The sequence below is a fragment of the Tabrizicola sp. M-4 genome (genome assembly GCF_051132405.1).
GTDB lineage: Bacteria > Pseudomonadota > Alphaproteobacteria > Rhodobacterales > Rhodobacteraceae > Paragemmobacter.
The window spans coordinates 2,668,898-2,691,510 of record NZ_CP128606.1; the positions used below are offsets into that span (position 1 = coordinate 2,668,898).

The following is a 22,613-nucleotide window of genomic DNA, read 5'->3' on the forward strand; positions in this document are numbered from 1 at the left end:
GCATGGCCTGCAAGGCAGGGGCCACCCCTGCATGGTGCCCCGCCAGCGCCCTATAACTCGGGTTGCAGCACCGCCCTGCGCTACCCCGGTTCAGTGGCCCGCGCAAGGCACAGGGAATAACACCCCGTCCAAAGACCGGCGCCCCGGTCCAGCGACAGGATATCCCCCTTGCACCCTTCCCTCCCCGCCACGGCCAGCACGGCCAAGCCCGCCATGACCCGTTTCCGTCCCACCCGACCGGAAGTCCCGGCCCTCGCCTACGCCCTCGGCGTCACGGCCTTCATCATGGCCTTCGATAACACCACCTTCTGGCAGCGCGGCTGGGCGATCTTCGACGGCAACCTCCGCCAGCTCGCGGGCTGGGGGCTCGCCGTCTCCATGCTCACGATGCTCACGCTCGTCCTTTTCGGCTTTCGCTGGCTGCTCCGGCCCATGGCGGCCTTCCTCCTGATCCTCGCCGCCGTCTCCTCCTACTACATGGACAGCCTCGGCATCGTGATCGACCGCGAGATGATCCAGAACGCCATGCTGACGACGGTGACGGAATCGAAACACCTCATCACCCCGTCCTTCCTGCTGCATGTCGCCATCTGGGGCCTCCTGCCCGCTGCAGCCGCCTTCTGGGTCAAGATCCGGCCCACACCCTTCCTCGGCAACCTCTGGCGCTGGGCACTGACCGTCATCCTCACGCTCGCCGTCTTCACGGGTGCCCTGTTCAGCGACTTCAAGGCCTATTCAGCCGTCGCCCGCGAACGCAAGGACCTTCTGGCCAGCTACCAGCCCGGTGCCGCCATCGGCGGGGCCGCGCGCTATACCAAGATGATGCTCAAGGCAAAGGACGTGACCGTTGCCCCCCTTGGTCGCGACGCGAAGAAGGGCCCGCTCATCACCGCCGCCACCAAGCCCGTCCTGACCGTCGTCTTCGTGGGCGAAACCGCCCGCGCGCAGAATTTCGGCCTGAACGGCTACGGGCGCGACACCACCCCCGAACTCGCCCGCCGCGACGTGCTCAACTTCACCGACGTCACCTCCTGCGGCACTTCCACCGCCGTCTCCGTGCCCTGCATGATGTCGAACCTCACCCGCGACGGCTATTCCTACGATGCCTCCATCCGGCAGGAAAACCTGATCGACGTGCTGCACCATGCCGATGTCGACGTCCTCTGGTGGGACAACAACACCGGCGACCAAGGCACCGCCCAGCGCATCACCGAGACCCGCCGCATGACCGCAGCAGACGATCCCGCCGCCTGCGCCGAGGGCGAATGCACCGATGCCGTCTTCCTTGAAACCCTTCAGGCGGCCCTGCCCACAATCACCCGCGACACGGTCCTCTTCATCCACATGATCGGCAGCCACGGACCCAGCTACTATCTCCGCTACCCCAAGGCCGAAGAGGCCTTCACCCCCGCCTGCCGCACCGCCGAATTCGCCGATTGCACGCAGCAGGAAATCGTCAACGCCTATGACAATTCCATCCGCTTCACCGATCAGGTCATCGCCCGCACGATCGACATGCTCGCCGCGCAATCCGGCGTGATCCCCGCCGTCCTCTTCCTGTCGGACCATGGCGAAAGCCTTGGCGAGGACGGCCTCTATCTGCATGCCGCGCCCTATTTCATGGCCCCCGCGACCCAGACCACGGTGCCCATGCTGATGTGGATGCCGGACAGCTATCAGCAGGCCTTCAAGGTGAACCGCCCCTGCCTTGCCGCCAAGACCACGCAGCCGCAAAGCCAGGACAGCCTTTTCCACACTGTGCTGGGCCTGATGGACATCACGACCGAGGTCCGCAACCCCGCCCTCGACCTCATGTCCTGCCCCTAGACCGCCCCTAGACGGCAACCCCCGCCTTCAGCCCCTCGAACACCGCCTCCTCGGCGGTCCGGGGGGCAAGGCAATCGCCTGCCATGTGCAACTCGATCCCCAGCCGCTCCACCACCTCCGCCAGATCGTCCACGGGCCGGTGGCCAAGGCAAAGAACGACCGTATCAACCCGCTCCACCTCCACCGCCTCGCCGCTGGGTGTGTGCTGCAGAAAGACCGTATCCCCCGCCGTGCCGTAAAGCCGCGCATAGGGCCGCACCTCCACCCGCAGCCGATGCAGTTCCGCCGCGATGTTGTCGCGCACATAAAGCGGCAGCACCTCCCCCGCATGCAGCCCGTTCACCGCCAACACGACCGACGATCCCGCCTTCGCCAAAGCCTCCGCCACCCCCGGCCCGATCCAGTCGCAGCGCCAATCCGCCACCACCACCCGCGCCCCCGGCCTGACCTCGCCGCGCAGCACCTGCCATGCCGTCACCACCTGCACCGCGCCATCCGTGGGCAGGTCCGGCACATGGGGCCGCGCGCCCGTGGCAAGGATCACCGCATCCGGCGCCTCGTCCCGCAGCACCTCTTCCGTCACCCGTGCGCCCCGACGCAGCCGCACCTGCGCCCGCTCCACCTCGCGCATCAGGTTGGTGACGATGCCGCCGAACTCCGCCCGCCGGGGCAGCAGTTGCGCCAGCAAGGCCTGCCCCCCCGGCTGCGCCTCCGCCTCCCATAGGGTCACGTCATGCCCCCGCCGCGCCGCCGTCACGGCAGCCTTCATCCCGGCAGGCCCCGCCCCCACCACCATCACCCGCTTGCGCCGAACCGCGGGCGGCAGGGTGCCATAGGCCAGTTCCCGCCCCGTTTCCGGATGCTGGATGCAGGACACGGGCATCCCCTTGTGGAAATGCCCGATGCAGGCCTGATTGCAGCCGATGCAGGCGCGGATATCGTCCACCGCGCCCCGCGCCGCCTTCCCCGGCATCTCGGGATCGGCGATCATCGCCCGCGTCATCCCGCACATGTCGGCCTGTCCCGCGGCCAATATCGCCTCGGCCTCCTGCGGCTGGTTGATCCGCCCCGCCACGAAGACCGGCACCCGCAGCGCCCGCTTGAAGGCCGCCGCGTCCGGGGCGACATAGCCGGGGGCAAAGGCCATGGGCGGCGCGATATGCATCGCGCCGCCCAGCGTGGCCGACGTCCCCGTGGTGACATTGACGTAATCCAGATCCGCCTCCAGCGCGACGCAGGCCTCCAACGCCTCCGCCGCCGTCAGGCCGTCCTCCTCGCGCTCGCCCGCGCTTATCCGCAGGCCGATGACGAACCCCTCATCCGTCGCCGCCCGGATCGCCCGCAGCACCTCGCGCAGGAACCGCTGCCGCCCCGCCGCATCGCCGCCCCAGACATCGCCCCGCAGGTTCACCCGCGGGTTCAGGAATTGCGCGGGCAGATAGCCGTGGCTTGCCACCACCTCCACCCCGTCCAGCCCCGCCGTCCGCATCCGCCGCGCCGCCGCTGCATAGCCCGCCACGATCTCGTCGATCATCCGGGGCGTCAGGGCGCGCGGCATCACATGGAACCGCTCGTTCGGCACGCTCGACGGCGCATAGGCCACCGCCAGCAGCCCATCCGCGCTTTCCATGATCTCGCGCCCCGGATGGAAAAGCTGCGCAAAGACCGCCGCGCCATGGCGATGCACCGCCTCGGCCAGCGCGCGATAGCCGGGGATGCAGCCATCATCCGTCGCCATCAGAAGATGCGCGGTATAGCGCGCCGTCTCATGCACCCCCGCCACTTGCGTGACGATCAGGCCCACCCCGCCGCGCGCCCGCGCCGCGTGATAGGCGATCAGCGCCGCATTCACCGTGCCATCCTCAGGCAGCACCGTGTCGTGACCGGTGGAAAGGATGCGGTTGCGCAGCGTCACGCCCCGGATCGTCAGCGGCGCGAACAGATGCGGAAACATTGCTCCCTCATCCGCCCCCGCCCCAGCCTGCCCTGCCTTTTCCACCATCCCGCGCCCTCCTGTCCGCCTGCCGACAAGACTGCCCGTCCCGGCCTTTCCCCGTCTGGCCCAACTGCGACATTGCGCAGCCGCCCCACCCCCCTTTTCTTCCACGGCGCGCACGCTAACCTCGCGCAATGCCTTACGAATGGTTGCCCACAGACCCCGCTCCCCCTGCCGCCACGGCAGAACCCGGAACGCCCGCGCCACTGGCCCGGTTGCACCTCTGGCCTTACCGCTCCCTCCCCCGCAAGGGCTTCGTCACCTTCATCGGGGCCACCTGCGCGCTCATCCTCGTGCCCATGCTCGCCGTCCTCGGCTCTCCCGTCCTCTGGGGCATCCTGCCCTTCTTCGCTCTGGCCGTCGCGGGCATGTGGGCCGCCCTCTCCCGCTCCTACCGCGACGGCGAGATCGTCGAGGACCTCACCCTCACACGTGACAGCCTGACCCTCACCCGCCACGGCCCGCGCGGCCAGCGCAAGGATTGGCAGGCCAATCCCTATTGGGTGACCGTGCATCTTCACGGCACCGGAGGGCCGGTTCCCAACTACCTGACGCTCAAGGGAAACGGGCGCGAGGTGGAACTCGGCGCCTTCCTCTCCGAAGAGGAGCGCGTGGCCTTGCGCGACGAACTCCAGACCCGCCTCGCCCACCTCCGCTGACCGGGGATCAGGCCCGTTTTCGATTCCACTCGAAAAATTATGGGTTCTGTGGTCAACTGCCCAAAGGGAAAACGAGCAAAGGATCGCGCCATGCGCCGCCTTGCCCTGTACCTGTCCGCCGTCGTGCTCCTGGTTCTGACCGTCCTCGTCGCGCTGGCAAAGGTTTCTCCCCTGCCCGGCGTCTATGCCTTGCGCTTCCTCTTCGACCGGGGGGCCGCACAGGCCAATGCGGGGCTTGCCCCCGTCCTGCCGCCTGACCGGATCGAATTCCTCGACCTCGCCTATGGCCCCGATCCGCGCGAAAGGCTCGACCTCTTCCTTCCCCCCGGCCCGCCCCCGCCCGAGGGCTGGCCCGTCCTGCTCTGGGTCCATGGCGGGGCATTCGTCGCGGGGCAGAAAGAGGATGTCGGCAACTACCTCCGCCTCATCGCGCCCGCGGGCTTCGCCACCGTCGCGCCGAACTACACCCGCGCCCCCGGCGCCCGCCATCCCGGCCCAACGGCGCAGATGCTGGAAGCGCTGCTCTGGATCAAGGCCGCCGCCCGCGACCGCCCCCTCGATGCCAGCCGGATCGTCCTTGCGGGCGACAGCGCGGGCAGCCACATCGCCCTGCAAACCGCAATCGCCCTGCACGATCCCGCTTATGCAAGGGATCTCGGCCTCCGCCCCCTGACCGAGGCCGGGGCAATCCGCGGCCTCGCCCTCTTCTGCGGCATATACGACCTGCCCAAAGCCCCCGGCACCGGCCCCGTGGGCTTCCTGCTCGACACGGCCGCCTGGGCCTATCTGGGCGCGCGCGACCCGACCGAGGCCCCCGCCGCCTCAGGCTTCGCCCTGCTCTCCCGGCTTCCCGCCACCTTGCCGCCGCTCTTCATCACCGCGGGCAATGCCGACCCGCTCCTCGACCAGTCACAGGCGCTCGCAGATGCAGCCTTGGGCCTCGGCCTCACGATCGAAACGCTCTTCTTCCCGCCCGACCACCAGCCGCCGCTGGGCCATGAATATCAGTTCACCCTCGATGCAGCAGGAGAGGAAGCCCGCGCCCGCCTGCTGACCTTCCTCGCGACAGTCGCAGCGCAGGCCGATTAGGCCAACAGGTCCTTCACCTTTGGCCCCACCGCGCCGAAATCCATCTGCCCGGTATATTTGCCCTTCAGGACGGCCATCACCCGCCCCATGTCGCGGATGCTGCTTGCCCCCGCCTCGGCGATGGCGGCCTTCACAGCCGCCTCAACCTCATCGGCGCTCAACTGCCGGGGCAGGAATTCCTCGATCACGCGGATCTCGTTCAATTCCTTCTCTGCCAGTTCCAACCGCCCGCCCTCCTCATAGGCGCGCGCGCTCTCCTGCCGTTGCTTGACCATCTTGCCCATGATGGCAAGGATCTCCGGATCTCCCACCTCGCCCTCGCCGCCTTCGCCCCGGCTCGCGATCTCGCGATCCTTGATGGCGGCATTGATCAGGCGCAGCGTCGACAGGCGTTCCGCCTCTTTCGCCCGCATCGCATCCTTCAGCGCGGCTTGCAGCCTTTCCCGCAACGACATCTGTCACCTTTCCCCAAAGGTTGGCACAAGGCGTCACCATAGCCTGTCCCGCGCTGCGCCACAACAGCCCCCTTCGCAACCAACCCATTGAAATACATGAATATTCCTTTTCCCTCAAAGCCTTGACCCCGCCCCCCATCACCACTAGTGTCCGCGCAATTTGCCGATAGGAGAGTCGCACCATGCCCGCTTCCGCGAAACCGACCGCATGCCTTGCCCTCTCCGATGGCACCGTCTTCTACGGCAAGGGCTTCGGCGCCACGGGCGAGACGGTCGCCGAACTCGTCTTCAACACCGCCATGACGGGCTATCAGGAGATCATGACCGACCCCTCCTATGCCGGGCAGGTCGTGACCTTCACTTTCCCCCATGTCGGCAACGTGGGCGTCACGCCGGAAGATGACGAAACCGGCACCCCCGTCGCCGCCGGCATGGTGGTGAAATGGGACCCGACCGAACCCTCCAACTGGCGCGCCACGGGCGAACTCACCCAATGGCTCACGGCCAAGGGCCGCATCGGCATCGGCGGCATCGACACCCGCCGCCTCACCCGCGCCATCCGCCAGCAGGGCGCGCCCCATGTCGCGCTCGCCCATGATCCGGCAGGCAATTTCGACATCGCCGCCCTCGTCGCCAAGGCCCGCGCCTGGAAGGGCCTCGTCGGGCTCGACCTCGCCAAGGATGTCTCCTGCACCCAATCCTACCGCTGGGACGAAAAGCGCTGGGCCTGGCCCGAAGGCTATACCAAGCGCACGGGTGACGGCCTCCGCGTCGTCGCCATCGACTACGGCGCGAAACGCAATATCCTGCGCTGCCTCGCCTCGGCAGGCTGCGACGTCACCGTCCTCCCTGCCACCGCCACTGCGGAAGACGTTCTCGCCCTGAACCCCGAAGGCGTCTTCCTCTCCAACGGCCCCGGCGACCCGGCGGCGACCGGCACCTATGCCGTCCCGATGATCCAGGGTGTTCTGGCGAAGGACCTGCCGCTTTTCGGCATCTGCCTTGGCCATCAGATGCTGGCCCTCGCCCTTGGTGCCAAGACCGTCAAGATGAACCACGGTCACCACGGCGCGAACCATCCGGTGAAAGACCTGACCACCGGGAAGGTGGAGATCACCTCGATGAACCACGGCTTCACCGTGGACAGCCAGACCCTGCCCCAAGGCGTCAGCGAAACCCACGTTTCGCTCTTCGACGGGTCGAACTGCGGCATCGCGGTGGACGGGAAACCGATCTTCTCGGTGCAATACCACCCCGAGGCCTCGCCGGGTCCGCAGGACAGCTACTACCTCTTCGACCGCTTCGCCGAGGCGATGCGCGCCCGCCGCGCCGCCTGACACCGCAGAACCGCCCCCACACCTTGCCAGACCGGAAAACTCCGGTAACTTGGGGCGCACGCACGACAACCGGAGGTTTAATCGCCTTTCCGGCGTGAATGTTAACCCACCCTTAACCCTTCGCAATGCAGCCTGCCGGTCCAGACCACCGGCAAGGCATACCATGGCAATCCGATCTCCCGACGCGGCCCAACCCTCCCCCCTGCCGGAATCGGGCCTTCCCTTCCCCGATCAGGCCCCCGCGCCGCCACCGGGCCTTGCCGAGGCCCCCCTTCCCTTCCGCCTTCCCCTCGCCTTGCCCGCCTTCCGCGCGGCGCAACGCCCCCTTCCCGCTCCGGCCGCCGAGGCCGCCCCGCCCCGGCAACTCGACCTGCCGCTTCCCGCCGATCCCCTGACGGACCCTCCCGATCCCGATCTCCTCCGCCGTTTCGGTGCCGCGCGAGCCTTGCGGGAAAATCTCCTGCCATGGCGGCGCCGGAACGGCGCAGTCCTCGTCCTGACGGCCAGCCCGCAGGATTTCGACCGCCGGGCCGACTTCCTCGCCTCGCTTTTCGGCCCGGATGTCCGTCCCCTGCCCTGCCCGCGCCCGCTGCTTCAGGCCACGCTCCTCGCCCATGCCGGCGAAGACCTCGCCGCCGCCGCCGCGCGGCGCGTGCCCGCCATCGCCTCCTGCCGCAGTTTCGACCGCGCCACCCTCACCCTCCTCTGCGGCATCCCCGCCCTCGGGCTCCTGTCGCTCGCGATCCTGTCGCCCCGCATGATGGCACTGTCGCTCATCGCGCTCTCCATCTTCACGCTCATCGCCCAGACCCTCCTGAAATCCGCCACCGCCCTCGCCGCCCTGCGCGCCCCGCCACCCGCCCCCCCCGAACTGGACGACACCGACCTCCCCGTGATCTCCCTCCTCATCGCCCTCTATAGCGAAGAGGATATCGCCCCCCGCCTGATCCGCCGCCTCTCCGCGCTGGACTATCCGCTCGACCGTCTGGAAACCCTGATCCTCGTCGAAGAGGACGACGCCCCCACCCGCGCGGCCCTCGCCGCCTCCGCCCTGCCGCCATGGATGCGCGTCCTCGCCGTGCCCGCCGGAAAGATCCGCACCAAACCGCGCGCACTGAACTTCGGGCTGGATTTCACGCGCGGTAGCATCATCGGCATCTACGACGCCGAAGATGCCCCCGCCCCCGATCAACTGCGCAAGGTCGCCGCGACCTTTGCCGCCGCCCCACCACAGGTCGCCTGCCTGCAAGGCGTGCTCGATTTCTACAACCCCCGCACCAACTGGATCGCCCGCTGCTTCACGATGGAATATGCCGTCTGGTTCCGCCTGATCCTGCCGGGGCTGGATCGTCTGGGCCTGCCCATCCCGCTTGGCGGAACGACCGTCTTCCTGCGCCGCCATGCGCTCTGCGCGGTCGGGGCATGGGACGCCCATAACGTGACCGAGGATGCCGATCTGGGCTTTCGCCTCGCGCGGCAAGGCTGGGAAACCCGCATCCTGCGCTCCACCACGCTGGAAGAGGCGAATTGCCGCCCCATCGCATGGATCAAGCAGAGGTCACGCTGGACAAAGGGCTATCTGATGACATGGCTCGTCCACATGCGCGCGCCGCGGGCGCTGTGGCGCGATCTCGGGGCGCGCCGCTTCATCGCGATGCAGACCCTTGTTCTGGGGGCCTTGCTGCAGGCCCTTCTGGCCCCGCTCTACCTTTCCTTCCTCGTCTTCCCGCCGCTGGCCGGGCATCCGTTGGCCGATGCCCTGCCCGCCGGGGCATCGCTCGCGGTGATCGCCTTCTTCTTCTGCGCGCAGGCTTTCAACTTCGCGCTCAGCGCCCTCGCCCTGCGCCTTGCGGGGCATCCGCCGCAATGGCCATGGCTCTTGGCAACGCCCGTCTATTTCTGCCTCGCCACCCTCGCGGGGCTCAAGGCACTGGCCGAGGCCATCCTTCGCCCCTTCCACTGGGACAAGACGCGCCACGGCCGCCACGACGGTGACAGCGGCAGCTAGGCGATGTCACCGGGTGCGGATTTCACCGGCATCCACCCGCAGCCGCGTCTCGAAGGCCTTGCTGATATGCTGACGCAGCGCCTGATAGGCCGCCTCCCCGTCCCGCGCCTCGATCGCGCGCACGATCTGGTCATGCTCTGCCAGCGCCACCTCGTCCCGCCCCTCGGCCGCGAAAGAGGTATTCGCCATCAGCGCCATCGACCGATGCACAAGATCAAGCTGCTGCACCAGAAAGCGGTTGTGACTGGCCAGATGGATCTGCTTATGGAACCGCTTGTTGGCACGCGACAACAGCTTCGGATCCCCTCCCAGAAGCCCCCGGTCATCCTCCACCATCCCGCGCAGCACCCGGATCTCCTCATCCGTCGCATGCCGCGCCGCCAGACGCGCCGCCAAACCTTCAAGCTCGGTCCGCACCGCGTAAAGCTCGGCCAACTGGTTATGGTCCAGCGAGGCGACGATCAGGCTGCGCCCGTCCCGCGTCAGCATCGCCTGCGTCTCCAGCCGCTGCAACGCCTCCCGCACCGGGGTGCGCGACACGCCCAGCCGCTCGGCCAGTTCCGATTCCACCAGCCGGTCGCCGGGCTTGTACAGCCCCGCATCGATCGCCTCCAGAATCAGCGTATAGGCATCCTTCTGCACGAGCCCTCTCCTCCAGCCCACCGAATACGATTGTATACCGTGGCCGACACTACGCCCCGTCCCGGCACCTTTCAACCGCCCCATTGCCGCGCCCTGCCGGGCGGGCTAGCTATGCGCCATGGCAGCCGAACACTTCTCCCACGTCCGCACCTGGGTCTTCGACCTCGACAACACGCTCTACCCGCCGCACATGCGCCTCTTCGACCAGATCGAGCTGCGGATGACCAACTGGGTCATGCAGGCTCTGGACGTGGACCGCGCCCATGCCGATCACCTGCGCGCCACCTATTGGAAACTCTACGGCACGACGCTGGCGGGCCTCATGGCCGAACACCGCATCGACCCCGAGGCCTATCTGGCCGATGTCCATGACATCGATTTCTCGGTCCTGTCGCCCGATCCCGTGCTGGCCGACCGCATCAGCGCCCTGCCGGGCCGCCGCATCGTCTATACCAATGCCGACGCCCCCTATGCCCGGCGGGTGCTGCAGGCCCGCGGTCTGACCGGCCTCTTCGACGCGGTCTATGGCGTGGAACATGCCAACTACCGCCCAAAGCCCGAACGCGACGCCTTCGAAACCGTCTTCACCCTCGACCGGCTCGATCCAACCACCGCCGCGATGTTCGAGGATGACGCCCGCAACCTCGCCGCCCCCCACGCCATGGGCATGCGCACCGTCCACATCGCGCCCGATCCGGAACCGGCCCCGCATATCCACCATCACGCGACGGATCTTTCGGCCTTCCTCGGCACCCTGACCGGTCGCTGACCTGCGACGCCGCACCGCAGCGAAAACCCCTTGGACTTCCGTCCGAACTACCCCAGATACCTGCAAAGGTAATCCGGAGTCCCAGATGTCTGTTACCACCACCGCCGTCGCCGCCCCGCCCAGCCTCGCCAGCCGCATCCTTCACGCCACCCCAGTGATCGGCCACATCGCCCGCGACATCTCGCGCGACATCAGCACGATCTACTACGTGCTGATGATCCTGCTGACGCTCCTCGTCCTCGCGATCCAGACCTGGGGCTTCGCCGCGCTCGTCCTCTCGGCGGTGGCTTTCGTCCCGGTCATGTTCTGCATGCTGATCTGGATCACGCTGCCCTGATCCCGGCAGGGGCACTTTGTCGCTTCGCCTTCCCGCGCCACGGGCGTATCTCTGTGGCGAAAGACGGAGGCAGCCATGCGTGAAACCACCGATATCCTGATTTCCGGCGGCGGCGTCGCGGGCCTTACTGCCGCGGCCGCCTTCGGTTCCGCCGGGTTTCGCGTGATCTGCGTCGACCCCGAACCGCCCGTCACCCGGATGGAGGACGCCGGCGCCGACCTGCGGACCACGGCCTTCCTGCAACCCTCGGTCCCGGTGCTCGAGGCGGCAGGGCTCTGGGACAAGCTCACCCCCCACGCCGCCCCCCTGCAGATCATGCGCATCATCGATGCGGGCGGCGAACATCCCGACCCCCGCATCGTCAAGGATTTCGACGCCGCCGACATCTCCGACCAACCCTTCGGCTGGAACCTCCCCAACTGGCTCCTCCGGCGCGAGATGGTGGCCCGCCTCGCAGACCTCCCGAACGTCTCCTTCCGCCCCGGCCTCGCCACCACGGCGCTGCTCACACGCGAATCCGAAGCCATCGCCACCCTCTCCGACGGCACCCGCATCGCGGCCCGCATGGTCATCGCCGCCGACGGCCGCAATTCGGCGGTGCGCGAGGCGCTCGGCATCCCCGTCAAGACCACCCGCTACGGGCAGAAGGCGCTGGCCTTCGCCGTCACCCACCCCATCCCGCACCGCAACATCTCGACCGAGATCCACCGCTCCGGCGGCCCCTTCACCCTCGTCCCCCTGCCCGACCGCGACGGCCAGCCCTGCTCCGCCATCGTCTGGATGGAAACCGGCCCCAATGCCGAACGACTGGCAACCCTCCCGGTCGAGCAATTCGAGGCCGAGATGAACACCCGCTCCTGCCACATCCTCGGCCCCCTGACATTGATCAGCCGCCGCTCCGTCTGGCCCATCATCAGCCAATTGGCAGAGCGCATGTCGGGCGAGCGCACCGCGCTCATGGCCGAGGCTGCCCATGTCGTGCCGCCCATCGGGGCGCAGGGTCTGAACATGTCGCTGGCCGACCTGCGGGTCCTCCTGGACCTCGCGCAAGCAGACCGTGCGGGGCTCGGCGGCGCGAAGATGCTCGATGCCTATCACCGCGCCCGCCACTGGGAGGTGCAGGCCCGCGTCACCGGAATCGACGTCCTCAATCGCGCCTCGATGATGGGGGCGCAGGGCCTGCGCGATCTGCGGGCAACCGCACTTAACGCGCTCTACTCCGTGGCCCCCGTCCGCAAGACGCTCATGCGTGCAGGCCTCGGCGTCCGCTGAGACGAAGAATTTTCATCCGAAAATTCTTCATCCCTGAAAAATCTTCGTCCGAAGATTTTTCGCCGCGCGCCCCGGCGCGCGGCTGCCCGCGTCACAGCACCGTTTCCACGGCCTTTTCCAGCCGCGCCACGGTTCCGGGAACATCCTTCAACTTATCCAATCCGAAGAGCCCCAGACGGAAGGTCTTGAACTCTGCCCCCTCGCCCACCTGCAGGGGCACCCCGGCGGCAATCTGCAAACCCTCCGCCCGGAACTTCGCCCCGTTCTGCACATCCGGCTGGTCGGTATAGCTCACCACGACACCCGGAGCCTGATATCCCTCCGCCGCGACCGAAGGCACACCCTTCCGGGCCAGAAGCGCCCGCACCGCGCGCCCCAACTCCCATTGCGCCGCCTTCGCCTCGGCAAAGCCCAAGGCCTTGGTCTCCAGCATGGCGTCGCGGAAGCCAAGGATTGCATCCGTCGGCATGGTGGCATGATAGGCATGCCCGCCATTCTCATAGGCCGCCATGATCGCCCGCCACTTCTTCACGTCCAGCGCAAAGGAATTGCTTTCCGTCGCCGCCAACCGCTCCTCACCGCGCGGCGACAGCACAACCACCCCCGCCGAGGGCGAAGCCGACCACCCCTTCTGCGGGGCAGAAATCAGCACATCCACCCCGGTCGCCGCCATATCCACCCAGATGCAGCCCGACGCGATGCAGTCCAGCACCATCACCGCCCCCACCTCATGCGCGGCGGCAGCCACCTTGGCGATATAGTCATCCGGCAGGATGATCCCCGCGCTCGTCTCCACATGCGGCGCGAAGACGGCCTCCGGCTTCACCTCCCGGATCTTCGCCACCACCTCCTCCACCGGAGGCGGCGCATAGGGCGCGCGCGGGTCGTTCCCCGTCTGCCGCGCCATCACCACCGTGGTCGCCGAAGCGAACCCGCCCGCCTCGAAGATCTGCGTCCAGCGGAAGGAAAACCACCCGTTCCGCACCACCAGCACCGACCCCTTGCCGAACTGCCGCGCGACCGCCTCCATGGCATAGGTCCCGCCCCCCGGCACCAAAGCCACCGCAGAGCCGTTGTAGACCTCCTTCAACAGCCCCGACACATCCCGCATAACGCCTTGAAACCGCGCCGACATGTGGTTCAGCGACCGGTCGGTGAAGACGACCGAAAACTCCTGCAATCCATCCGGGTCGACATGCGCATGCGGCAAGCTGGTCATGAGGCTCTCTCCCTATCCTTTCCCCGAATATGGCGCAGCCCGGCGCCAAAGCCACCCCATTTCCGACATGCCCCGCCCCTTCATCCGTTCCCAAATATCCCGGGGGTGAATGGCCGCGCGCGGCCAGAGGGGGCTGGCCCCCTTGCCGGAGGCGAAGCGCGCAGGCGCGCAGCCGACAGGAAAGACCCGCGGCGGCACGCCGCTCCGCTTCGCAAGCCTAGCCCAAAGGCCCCGGCCGCCGCTCCTCCGTCAGCAACACATTCGCCTCCACATTCCCCACCCCCGGCAGCGTCATGATCCGCCGCCGCAAGACACGCTCGAAATCCACAATATCCCGCGCCACCACCCGCAGGCGATAATCGAACAGCCCCAGCACATGCTGCACCACCTGCACCTCCGGGATCGCCACCACGGCCCGCTCGAAATCCTCCAGACTGACCCGCCCCCGCGCCGCCAGCTTCACCCCCAGAAACACCGTCACCCCGAACCCCAGCGCCGCGCGGTCCACCTCCACCCGCCGCCCCGCGATGACGCCTGCCTCCTCCAGCCGCTTCACCCGCCGCCATGCCGCAGGCTGGCTCAACCCGAAGCGCCGCCCCAACTCCCCCGCCGACACCCCCGCATCCGCAGCCAAGGCCCGACAGATCGCCCGATCCACGTCATCCAGATCGATCACAGCGGCAAGGCCTCCTGCTCCTTGATCGTCGAGATCAGCATCAGCGCCTCCAGCTCCGCGATATGCGGCAGCGTCAAAATCCGGCTCCGATAAACCTCCTGATAATGCGCCATGTCCCGCGCGATCACGTTCAACCGCACATCCACCCGCCCCAGAAAGGTCTCGATCGCCAGCACCTCGGGCACCTCCCGCGCCGCCGCGATGAAATCGTCAAAGGCCCGCGGGTCCGTCTTGTCCAAGGTGAACCGCAAACTCACCTCCACCCCATACCCCAGCGCCCGCCAGTCGATCACCGCCCCCTCCGACCGGATCACCCCCGCCGCCCCCATCCGCTCCAGCCGCCGCCACAGCGTCGCCACCGTCACGCCCGCCCGCGCCGCCAGCTCCGCCCGCGCCAGCCCCGGCTCTGCCAGATGATGCCGCAATATCCGCCGATCCGTCTCGTCCAGCATGATCCATCCACCAAACCGCCACTTCACGCATGATCCTTCGCACATCCCTGCGAAAACATCAAACAATGGACGCCCAACACGCCCGAAATCCCTATGCTCCCCCCATCAACCACACAAGAAGGAGCGCCACCAATGCGCGTCTACTACGACCGTGACTGCGACGTGAACCTGATCAAGGACAAGAAAGTCGCCATCCTCGGCTACGGCTCGCAAGGCCACGCCCACGCCCTCAACCTCCGCGACTCCGGCGCCAAGAACCTCGTCGTCGCCCTCCGCGAAGGCTCCCCCTCCGCCAAGAAAGCCGAAGCCGAAGGCCTCAAGGTCATGGGCATCTCTGAGGCCGCCGCATGGTGCGACCTCATCATGTTCACCATGCCCGACGAGCTGCAGGCCGCCACCTACAAGCAATACGTCCACGACAACCTCCGCGAAGGCGCCGCCATCGCCTTCGCCCACGGCCTCAACGTCCACTTCGGCCTGATCGAGCCCAAGAAAGGCGTCGACGTCATCATGATGGCCCCCAAGGGCCCCGGCCACACCGTCCGCGGCGAATACACCAAGGGCGGCGGCGTCCCCTGCCTCGTCGCCGTCCATCAGGACGCGACCGGCAAGGCCATGGAAATCGGCCTCTCCTACTGCTCCGCCATCGGCGGCGGCCGCTCCGGCATCATCGAGACGAACTTCCGCCAGGAATGCGAGACCGACCTCTTCGGCGAACAGGCGGTCCTCTGCGGCGGTCTGGTCGAGCTGATCCGCATGGGCTTCGAAACCCTCGTCGAAGCGGGCTATGAGCCGGAAATGGCCTATTTCGAATGCCTGCACGAGGTGAAGCTGATCGTGGACCTGATCTACGAAGGCGGCATCGCGAACATGAACTACTCGATCTCGAACACCGCCGAATACGGCGAATACGTCTCGGGCCCGCGCATCCTGCCCTATGATGAGACGAAGGCCCGCATGAAGGCCGTGCTGACCGACATCCAGACCGGCAAGTTCGTCCGCGACTTCATGCAGGAGAACGCCGTCGGCCAGCCCTTCTTCAAGGCCACCCGCCGCATCAACGACGAGCACCAGATCGAAAAGGTCGGCGAAAAGCTCCGCGCGATGATGCCGTGGATCGCCAAGGGCAAGATGGTCGACCGCGCGCGGAACTGATCTGCGCGAGAGGGTTGAAAAATGGGGGGGCCGGTCCGGGAGGGCCGGCCTTTTCTTCATCAAATTTGGAGATCAGATCAAATAGAACTCAGAGGCGGCGTAGATTTCAACCCCGGAAACCGCACATTTCTTCAATATTGATTTGTAGTCCGCAATTTGCTTTTTACCAGTAACAACCGCAGCTCCTTCAGACTGCGCAATTGCCACAACTTCAAAGTGCTCAGACGGCGGTATGCCTCCATACCAACTTGAACCGTGTTTCTCCATCAAGGCCTGCTGCACTGCATAATGCGCCGCACGGGTCTCAATATAGACTCGACCCGATTTTATGTGCTGAAGCTTTTTATATAAGGCCTCATCAACATCCTTCAGCTCTCTACTCACGCTCGAGAGTATCTTGATTGAGCCATCTGCCAATCCATCCGAGAAACTGGACAGTGCGAAATTGCTTCCTGTCGCTAGTATCTCTCGAATGCCATGCAGATCAAAGACATACTCGACCTTCACCGCACCTTTTGCCACGATTTATCTGGCCTCAAACAAGGCACTTTGATACTTTGGCTTGATGCCTGACAGCCGATATATGCCTATATCATCAAGTATTCCTTCATTATAGGCATAAGCAAGTTTATTGATGAAGGACCTACCAAATTGGGTTCGCTTAGCCTGTATGGGGTCGACCCCGCCACCGCCTCCACCATCGGACAAGTCGCCATCTGGCGCTTTACCAGAAAACTGAGACATCCAGCGCCTGTATGAACTGGCCTCGACTAAGCCCAGTTCACTAAGGCGCAGAACACACGCTTGTTGACTAATCCCAACATTGCGAGCGAGTAACCGAATCAAATCATCGGAAAGTGACGGCTCGTATCCGTATCGTTTCAACGCACGCAGCATCAAAGATGCCGGAGCAAGCAACGCAGCCGCAAACTTATTGCAGAATGCTTCAGTCTTGTTTTTGGCAGACGCCGAATTTGAAACGCCGTCAGCCCCTAGGATGACATGACAAAACTCGTGGGCCAAAGTAAACAGCTTACGCGCTTTGCTAGAAGCGAAAGTATTAATCAGTATCGTATGAGGACCGCGATCCACTTTCGCATAAAGTCCAGACACCGTATCCGTGCCGAACTTAAAATGGATCACGAAAATACCAAGTCCCTCAACGAACTCACGAAGGCTGCCGTAAACTTTGTTTGCGTCACGCCATTCCAGTTGCTGCTCTTCTGTTATTCCCCACCTGCGCCGCCATTTGTACGCCAAATCCTCTGCCGCTGCACGAGTCAGCGGCCCAGAATGCTTGTGCAGGCTGTTACTCGAAGAAAAGTCGATTCCCAGCGCCGACAGTGTTAACGAAATACGTTCAACGAAGGCGATCGCCTTTATTGCCTCGGGTTCCAGCAGACTGCGGCTTGGCACTCTACGCCGGAAATCGGGGATACTGGACAGATGCTGTGCTGAAGTCGCAAACAGAGCACGTGTAGGCACACCAAGGGCATCAGCGACGTTTGCCGCCAACTCGTCGGTCACTTCTTCCTTTCCATCCAAGACAGCTTTAAGCTTACTCTCGTCAAAGCCTGATCGGTCCGCAAGAACGGACAGTGGCATTTGTCGCTTGTCGAGGATTTCGGTGAACGCGCTTCCAAACTGCATGCAAACTCAACCGCACATCATTCTTTGCCCAGATAGAGGCATGGAAATTGGGGATTTGTCCAGCATTTCAAGTGCTGGCGTAGGCCTTTTCGTATCTCTGGCGCTCATTCAGGTTGTGGGCGCGGGAGGCTTAGGCCGTCTTCGTAGGAAGCTCACTTCGCTGCAGGACGTTGTGCGGACCAATCGGTTGGCATCTGAGAGAGCCGAGGTGAACCGCCTCAATGGCGATTTGCTGCGCCTTGAACTTCAACTCGAAGGGCTAAGCGGCGCATTCTTGAAGGTTTCCGTAATGCTGCTCGTTGTTGCTGTACTGGGTTTTGGGCTCAGTGAGGCGCGCCCTCAACTTGAGATCGGCTGCTTCGGTGTTGTGAGCTACTACGTATTCTGCTTGTGCGTGCCTATCTTATTGTTTCTGTTAGCGTCTTACGTCATCAAGAAGAAATGTGAAGGAGTCCAAAAAGATATCGCTCAGGTTGAAGGTCTGGTCTTGATGGCCCTCCGCTCGAAGCGAACCTGATCGCCTCCCTCTATCTTTCCCCCCACAAAAGGCGCATACCCTCCCCACGCCGCACTCCGGCGCAACCCCGCACAGCGGTGGCCGGCCTCGCCTTGGCCCCCCGTCGTCGTCCGGCAGCATCCCGAAAGGACGACCCATGGGCATGTCGACCCCCAAACCCCCCTTCAACCTCGCCGCCTTCCTTAATGAAAAGGCCACCCCCGGCGCGCGGCGCAAGCCCGCGTGGAACCGCCCCCGCAGCGCCGCCCCGGCCGAGGTGGATACCGTCGAGGACACGACCGAAGACCCCCGCAAGGACGTCTAGGGCGGCCCGCGATCCGGCCCCGCGCGCACCCCGCAGCCGCCCGAGTGGCGGCTAACGGGGTGCTAACGCGGCGTCCGCTACGTGCTGACGGTTTGCGGTACAGTTTCCGGCACAGGTTCCGGTACGCCGAAAACCGCTATCCGGCGGCCTTTTCCACCGCCGCGACGATGGTCTCCACCACCTCCGACAGCAGCGCGGAATCCTCGCATTCCGCCATCACCCGCACCAGCGGCTCCGTCCCCGATTTGCGGATCAGGATGCGCCCCTGCCCCGCGATCCGCCCCTCCATCCCGGCGATCACGGCCTGCACCGCAGGGTCGCCAAGCGGTTGTTTTCCTTGGGCATAACGGACATTCTTCAACATCTGCGGCACCGTCTCGAACTGCCGCGTCAACTCCGCCGCAGGCCGCCCCGTCCGCGCCATCTCCACTAGGAATTGCAGCCCCGCCACCAGCCCGTCGCCCGTGGTGGCATAGTCGGTCATCACGATATGCCCCGACTGCTCCCCGCCCAGATTGAACCCTTTTTCCCGCATCCTTTCAACGACATAGCGGTCCCCGACAGCCGTCCGCTCCAGCCGCAGCCCCGCCTTCTCCAACCGCCGCTCCAGCCCCAGATTCGACATCACGGTCGCGACCAAGGCCCCCCCGCGCAGCCGCCCCTCCTCGGCCCAGCGCAGCGCCATCAGCGCCATGATCTGATCGCCATCCGCGACTTTTCCCTGCGAATCCAGGATCATGACGCGGTCCGCATCGCCATCCAGACAGATGCCCACATCCGCCCCATGCGCCACCACGGCCTCTGCCGCCGTCTCCACATGGGTCGATCCGCAGCGGTCGTTGATATTGGTCCCGTTGGGCGTGACCCCCACCGGAATGACCTCCGCCCCCAATTCCCACAGCACCTCCGGCGCCGCCCGATAGGCCGCCCCGTTCGCGCAATCGATCACCACCTTCAACCCGTCCAGCCGCACTCCCGAAGGCACCGTCGTCTTGACGAATTCCTGATAGCGCCCCTTGGCATCCTCGATCCGCTTCGCCCGCCCGATCCGATCCGGCCGCGCGGGCGTGATCTCGCCCTCCAGAATGGCCTCGATCTCCGCCTCCGCCTCGTCGGAAAGCTTGAACCCGTCGGGACCGAAGAACTTGATTCCATTGTCATGATGCGGATTGTGGCTGGCCGAGATCATCACCCCCAGATCCGCCCGCATCGACCGCGTCAGGAACCCCACCGCAGGTGTCGGCACCGGGCCCAGCAGCAGGACATTCATCCCCGTCGAGGTCAGCCCCGCCGTCAGCGCATTCTCCAGCATATAGCCCGAAAGCCGCGTATCCTTGCCGATCACCACCCGGTGCGCGGCGCTGTCATCGCGCCGGAAATAGCGCCCCGCCGCCGCGCCAAGGCGCAGTGCCATTTCGGCGGTCATGGGAAAGCTGTTCGCCGTCCCCCGCACCCCGTCCGTCCCGAAGAGCTTGCGTGTCATCCCGTCACCCCATGCACCGCCTGCCACAGGCGCAAGGCCTGCCGCGTCTCGTCCACATCATGCACGCGCAGCACCTGCGCGCCCTGCGCCACCCCGGCCAAAGCCACGGCAATCGATCCGGGCACCCGCCGCGCCGCGTCCGGTTCCTGCCCGATCGTCCCGATGAACCGCTTGCGCGACGCGCCCAGCAGCACCGGCACGCCCAGCCCGTGAAACAGCGAAAACCGCTGGATCAGCTGCAGGTTATGCTCCGCCGTCTTGCCGAAACCGATGCCGGGATCGACCATGATCTTGTCGCGCGAAATCCCCGCCGCCTCGGCGGCAGCGATCCGTGCCTTCAGGAAATCGTAAACATCCAGAAGCACATCCTCATAGCGCGGATCGTCCTGCATCGTCGCGGGCGTCTTTATCGAATGCATCAGGATCACGGGCGCCCCCGCCTCTGCCACAACCGACGCCATCGCAGGATCGAACCCCATGGCCGCCACGTCGTTCACGATCCCAGCCCCCGCCGCCAGCGCCGCTTGCGCCACCGCCGCTTTGCGCGTGTCGATGGAGATGGGCACGGAAAGCCCGCCCTCCCGCAGCGCCGCAATCACCGGGGCCGTGCGCTCCACCTCTTCCGCCACGGCGACCTCTGCCGCGCCGGGGCGCGTGCTTTCCCCGCCGATATCCAGCACATCCGCCCCCGCCGCCATCGCCCGCGCCTGCGCCAGCGCGGCCTCGGGCGCAAGGAAACGCCCCCCGTCAGAGAAACTGTCGGGCGTCACGTTCAGGATACCCATGATCTGCGGCTGGTCCATCGGCAGGGCACCAAAGGCCGGGCGCGGGGCGCTCAGCCGGTCGCGCACCTCGCCCGGAACCTGCGCCACTGGCACGATCCGGGGCGTCGCATCCCGCCGCAGCACCTCGACCTCGGCAAACCAGCACCAGCCCCCGGCCAAAGGCAGGGCACCCTCAGGGCGCGCGGGGTCGACAGATGCTATCGGACGGTAATATTCCATGCGCCCTGCCTAGGCGCAGCGCCGCCCCCGTGCAAGGGGGCCGCGGCTCAGCCGCGCTCTACCGGCACGCGGCTTCCTGCCGGAACTGCAACATCCCCGTGAACGACGATGCCCTGCGCCGCCATCACCTCGGCCAGCCACAGCGCAAGCGCCACGGGCTCGCGGCTCTGCGGCCCGTCCACGGCATCCAGAACCAGCTTGGACGGCGCCCAGACGATCATCTGCCCGCGCTTCACCGCCCAGTCGATTTCGGTCCGCGTGGCAACGACCACGCAACGGTCATCCTTTGCCGCCAGCGTCCATGCGTTCTGCTCGATCGCCAGCAGGTCGATCCGCCGCTGCGTCGGCTTGTGCCCGGTCTGCGGGCGCGGCAGATCGGGCAGACCCACGGTCAGGATCACGGGCACGCCCCGCGCCTGCAAGGCATCCAGCCGCGCGCCCAGATCGCCTGCATGGATCGCCGCATTGTCCAGAAAGACGACCAGCGGATGCACCGCCGCCTCGACCCCATCCGTTCCCACCGCACGCAAGGGTGCCTCGGCGCGGCTGCGGACGATCTCCACGCCCAGTTTCCCCGGCCCCCGGTCCAGCTTCTCCACCCGGACGAAGGCGCGCATCGCCTGCGGCTCGGCCAGAATGCGCTCTGCCACCCGCTCGGCCAGCGTCTCCAAAAGGTTCAACCGCTCCGCCGCCAACTCCGCCGCAATCGCCTCGGTGATCCGGTCATAGCTCAGGATCTTGTCCACATCGTCGTCCAAGGGCTGCGGCTGCGGCCGCACCTCAACCACCACATTGAACTGGATGCGCTGACGCGTCCCGCGCTCCTGCTGGAAGGCGCCGATCTCCACCTCCACAACGTGATCACGCAAGGAAATGCGGTCGCGCGGGTCGGCGCTGGCGGATGCGACCGCGCGCTCCTCGGGATGGGCGAAGGCAAGCCGGATGTCGCTGGTCATGGTCTCGCCTCCTCCGGCGCCAAAAGGATCAGGGGCAGGTTATCCCCTGCCCCCGCCGCTTCCATGTCCGATCCCGGCAGAATCCGCAACCAAGGCGACTCATGCCACCGCGATTCAGGGCTGCTTGTAGAACAGATGCGCCCCGATGGCCGCCGTCTGCGGGAAACGCCGCGCCCAATCGGGCCGGACCCAGCGGGTATGGAAATGCGTGGCCCCCATCGTCAGGGTGCGGGGCGCGCCATCCATCATCACCCGCGCGATCCGCTCGGCGATCCACATCGCCTCAGGGTCGCGCATCCGGTCGGCCCGCCCGTCGCAGACATAGCTGAACTGGCAGCCGCCTCCGCCGCGCTGCTCCACCACCCCGCAGATCGTGCGCGGGTAATCGGGGCTGTCCACGCGGTTCAGGATGACCTCAGCGACAGCGAACTGCCCGCGCAATGTCTCGCCGCGCGATTCGAAGTAGATGGCCTTGCTCAGGCATTCCCACTGCGCATCGCCCACAGGCTCCGGCTGCGCGGCAAGCCACGCCATGTCATAGCGGATCAGGGCCGGCACAGCCGCCGCCTTGCCCGGCGTCGTCCGCGTTTCAACTTTCGGCCCGACCGCAAGCTCCGTCAGCCGCCCCTCGGGCAGCGCGTTCAGCGCCTGACGCTCGGCCCCCAGAAGGCCGCCCAGCGTGCCGCCGATGGCGGCGGTCGGATCGTTCGATTGGCTCACCGTCACGTCGGCGAAGGCCGCTCCATTCAGGATGACGGCGGCAATCGCCCCCGTGATCCAGCCTGTGTGCAAGCGCATGGTCTCGT

At 66.1% G+C, this 22,613-nt stretch carries 23 protein-coding genes; 11 read left to right on the forward strand and 12 right to left on the reverse strand.

What is annotated here, in order from left to right:
• Positions 1–168: 168 nt before the first annotated feature.
• The gene (locus TabM4_RS13045) at positions 169–1,827 is read left to right on the forward strand and encodes a phosphoethanolamine transferase (RefSeq protein WP_434612991.1); all 1,659 of its coding nucleotides are present in this window, start codon (positions 169–171) and stop codon (positions 1,825–1,827) included.
• A 7-nt stretch (positions 1,828–1,834) separates the two neighbouring features.
• On the opposite strand, the gene TabM4_RS13050 is transcribed toward TabM4_RS13045, so the two are convergent.
• A complete protein-coding gene (locus TabM4_RS13050; protein WP_434612994.1) occupies positions 1,835–3,829 on the reverse strand; it encodes an FAD-dependent oxidoreductase in 1,995 nt (664 codons plus the stop codon).
• 128 nt (positions 3,830–3,957) lie between these two features.
• Here TabM4_RS13050 and TabM4_RS13055 point away from each other — a divergent pair, with 128 nt between their 5' ends.
• Together TabM4_RS13055 and TabM4_RS13060 are read left to right on the forward strand one after the other, a co-directional pair.
• Positions 3,958–4,482, forward strand: a complete 525-nt coding sequence (locus TabM4_RS13055; RefSeq protein ID WP_434612997.1) for a DUF2244 domain-containing protein — start codon at positions 3,958–3,960, stop codon at positions 4,480–4,482.
• A gap of 90 nt (positions 4,483–4,572) precedes the next feature.
• On the forward strand, positions 4,573–5,571 hold the full coding sequence (locus TabM4_RS13060) for an alpha/beta hydrolase (RefSeq protein WP_434613000.1): 999 nt from the start codon (positions 4,573–4,575) through the stop codon (positions 5,569–5,571).
• Here TabM4_RS13060 and TabM4_RS13065 read toward each other — a convergent pair.
• Positions 5,568–6,026, reverse strand: a complete 459-nt coding sequence (locus tag TabM4_RS13065) for a GatB/YqeY domain-containing protein (protein ID WP_434613003.1) — start codon at positions 6,024–6,026, stop codon at positions 5,568–5,570. The two genes, TabM4_RS13060 and TabM4_RS13065, sit on opposite strands and share 4 nt — an antisense overlap.
• A gap of 182 nt (positions 6,027–6,208) precedes the next feature.
• Here TabM4_RS13065 and carA point away from each other — a divergent pair, with 182 nt between their 5' ends.
• Positions 6,209–7,363, forward strand: a complete 1,155-nt coding sequence (gene carA, locus TabM4_RS13070) for a glutamine-hydrolyzing carbamoyl-phosphate synthase small subunit (protein WP_434613006.1) — start codon at positions 6,209–6,211, stop codon at positions 7,361–7,363.
• Between the two features lie 163 nt (positions 7,364–7,526).
• Positions 7,527–9,371 carry a glycosyltransferase family 2 protein gene (locus tag TabM4_RS13075; protein WP_434613009.1) on the forward strand — a complete coding sequence of 615 codons (1,845 nt, stop codon included), beginning with the start codon at positions 7,527–7,529 and terminating at the stop codon, positions 9,369–9,371.
• A 6-nt stretch (positions 9,372–9,377) separates the two neighbouring features.
• On the opposite strand, the gene TabM4_RS13080 is transcribed toward TabM4_RS13075, so the two are convergent.
• The gene (locus tag TabM4_RS13080) at positions 9,378–10,013 is read right to left on the reverse strand and encodes a GntR family transcriptional regulator (protein ID WP_434613012.1); all 636 of its coding nucleotides are present in this window, start codon (positions 10,011–10,013) and stop codon (positions 9,378–9,380) included.
• Positions 10,014–10,131: 118 nt separating this feature from the next.
• On the opposite strand from TabM4_RS13080, the gene TabM4_RS13085 reads away from it, so the two are divergent.
• The 3 genes from TabM4_RS13085 to TabM4_RS13095 all read left to right on the forward strand — a co-directional run bounded on the left by TabM4_RS13085 (position 10,132) and on the right by TabM4_RS13095 (position 12,391).
• Positions 10,132–10,782, forward strand: coding sequence for a pyrimidine 5'-nucleotidase (locus tag TabM4_RS13085; protein ID WP_434613015.1), 651 nt, complete (start codon positions 10,132–10,134; stop codon positions 10,780–10,782).
• An 85-nt stretch (positions 10,783–10,867) separates the two neighbouring features.
• Positions 10,868–11,119: a hypothetical protein gene (locus TabM4_RS13090; protein ID WP_434613018.1), complete on the forward strand. Its 252-nt coding sequence runs from the start codon at positions 10,868–10,870 to the stop codon at positions 11,117–11,119.
• A 75-nt stretch (positions 11,120–11,194) separates the two neighbouring features.
• Positions 11,195–12,391, forward strand: a complete 1,197-nt coding sequence (locus tag TabM4_RS13095) for a UbiH/UbiF family hydroxylase (protein ID WP_434613020.1) — start codon at positions 11,195–11,197, stop codon at positions 12,389–12,391.
• A 91-nt stretch (positions 12,392–12,482) separates the two neighbouring features.
• On the opposite strand, the gene TabM4_RS13100 is transcribed toward TabM4_RS13095, so the two are convergent.
• The 3 genes from TabM4_RS13100 to TabM4_RS13110 form a co-directional block, all read right to left on the reverse strand.
• Positions 12,483–13,610 carry an aminotransferase class V-fold PLP-dependent enzyme gene (locus TabM4_RS13100; protein ID WP_434613023.1) on the reverse strand — a complete coding sequence of 376 codons (1,128 nt, stop codon included), beginning with the start codon at positions 13,608–13,610 and terminating at the stop codon, positions 12,483–12,485.
• Between the two features lie 217 nt (positions 13,611–13,827).
• Positions 13,828–14,286: an Lrp/AsnC family transcriptional regulator gene (locus TabM4_RS13105; RefSeq protein WP_434613025.1), complete on the reverse strand. Its 459-nt coding sequence runs from the start codon at positions 14,284–14,286 to the stop codon at positions 13,828–13,830.
• Positions 14,283–14,738, reverse strand: coding sequence for an Lrp/AsnC family transcriptional regulator (locus tag TabM4_RS13110; RefSeq protein WP_434622069.1), 456 nt, complete (start codon positions 14,736–14,738; stop codon positions 14,283–14,285). The genes TabM4_RS13105 and TabM4_RS13110 overlap by 4 nt, the downstream gene beginning before the upstream one ends.
• A gap of 132 nt (positions 14,739–14,870) precedes the next feature.
• Between TabM4_RS13110 and ilvC the strand changes: the two genes are divergently transcribed.
• Positions 14,871–15,893: a ketol-acid reductoisomerase gene (gene ilvC / locus TabM4_RS13115; protein WP_434613028.1), complete on the forward strand. Its 1,023-nt coding sequence runs from the start codon at positions 14,871–14,873 to the stop codon at positions 15,891–15,893.
• A gap of 72 nt (positions 15,894–15,965) precedes the next feature.
• Here ilvC and TabM4_RS13120 read toward each other — a convergent pair whose 3' ends face one another.
• Positions 15,966–16,415, reverse strand: a complete 450-nt coding sequence (locus tag TabM4_RS13120) for a hypothetical protein (protein WP_434613031.1) — start codon at positions 16,413–16,415, stop codon at positions 15,966–15,968.
• 3 nt (positions 16,416–16,418) lie between these two features.
• On the reverse strand, positions 16,419–17,543 hold the full coding sequence (locus tag TabM4_RS13125; RefSeq protein WP_434613034.1) for an ImmA/IrrE family metallo-endopeptidase: 1,125 nt from the start codon (positions 17,541–17,543) through the stop codon (positions 16,419–16,421).
• 40 nt (positions 17,544–17,583) lie between these two features.
• On the opposite strand from TabM4_RS13125, the gene TabM4_RS13130 reads away from it, so the two are divergent.
• Positions 17,584–18,060, forward strand: coding sequence for a hypothetical protein (locus TabM4_RS13130; protein ID WP_434613037.1), 477 nt, complete (start codon positions 17,584–17,586; stop codon positions 18,058–18,060).
• Between the two features lie 136 nt (positions 18,061–18,196).
• Positions 18,197–18,364, forward strand: a complete 168-nt coding sequence (locus TabM4_RS13135; protein WP_434613040.1) for a hypothetical protein — start codon at positions 18,197–18,199, stop codon at positions 18,362–18,364.
• A gap of 136 nt (positions 18,365–18,500) precedes the next feature.
• Here the strand turns inward: TabM4_RS13135 and glmM are convergent, their stop codons facing one another.
• From glmM to TabM4_RS13155, 4 genes are all read right to left on the reverse strand, one after another.
• Positions 18,501–19,847, reverse strand: a complete 1,347-nt coding sequence (glmM, locus tag TabM4_RS13140) for a phosphoglucosamine mutase (RefSeq protein ID WP_434613043.1) — start codon at positions 19,845–19,847, stop codon at positions 18,501–18,503.
• The gene (folP, locus tag TabM4_RS13145) at positions 19,844–20,851 is read right to left on the reverse strand and encodes a dihydropteroate synthase (protein WP_434613046.1); all 1,008 of its coding nucleotides are present in this window, start codon (positions 20,849–20,851) and stop codon (positions 19,844–19,846) included. Before folP ends, glmM begins: the two co-directional genes overlap by 4 nt.
• 47 nt (positions 20,852–20,898) lie before the next feature.
• On the reverse strand, positions 20,899–21,807 hold the full coding sequence (locus tag TabM4_RS13150) for a dihydroneopterin aldolase (protein ID WP_434613048.1): 909 nt from the start codon (positions 21,805–21,807) through the stop codon (positions 20,899–20,901).
• 114 nt (positions 21,808–21,921) lie between these two features.
• Positions 21,922–22,605, reverse strand: coding sequence for a cell wall hydrolase (locus TabM4_RS13155; protein WP_434613051.1), 684 nt, complete (start codon positions 22,603–22,605; stop codon positions 21,922–21,924).
• Positions 22,606–22,613: the final 8 nt, after the last annotated feature.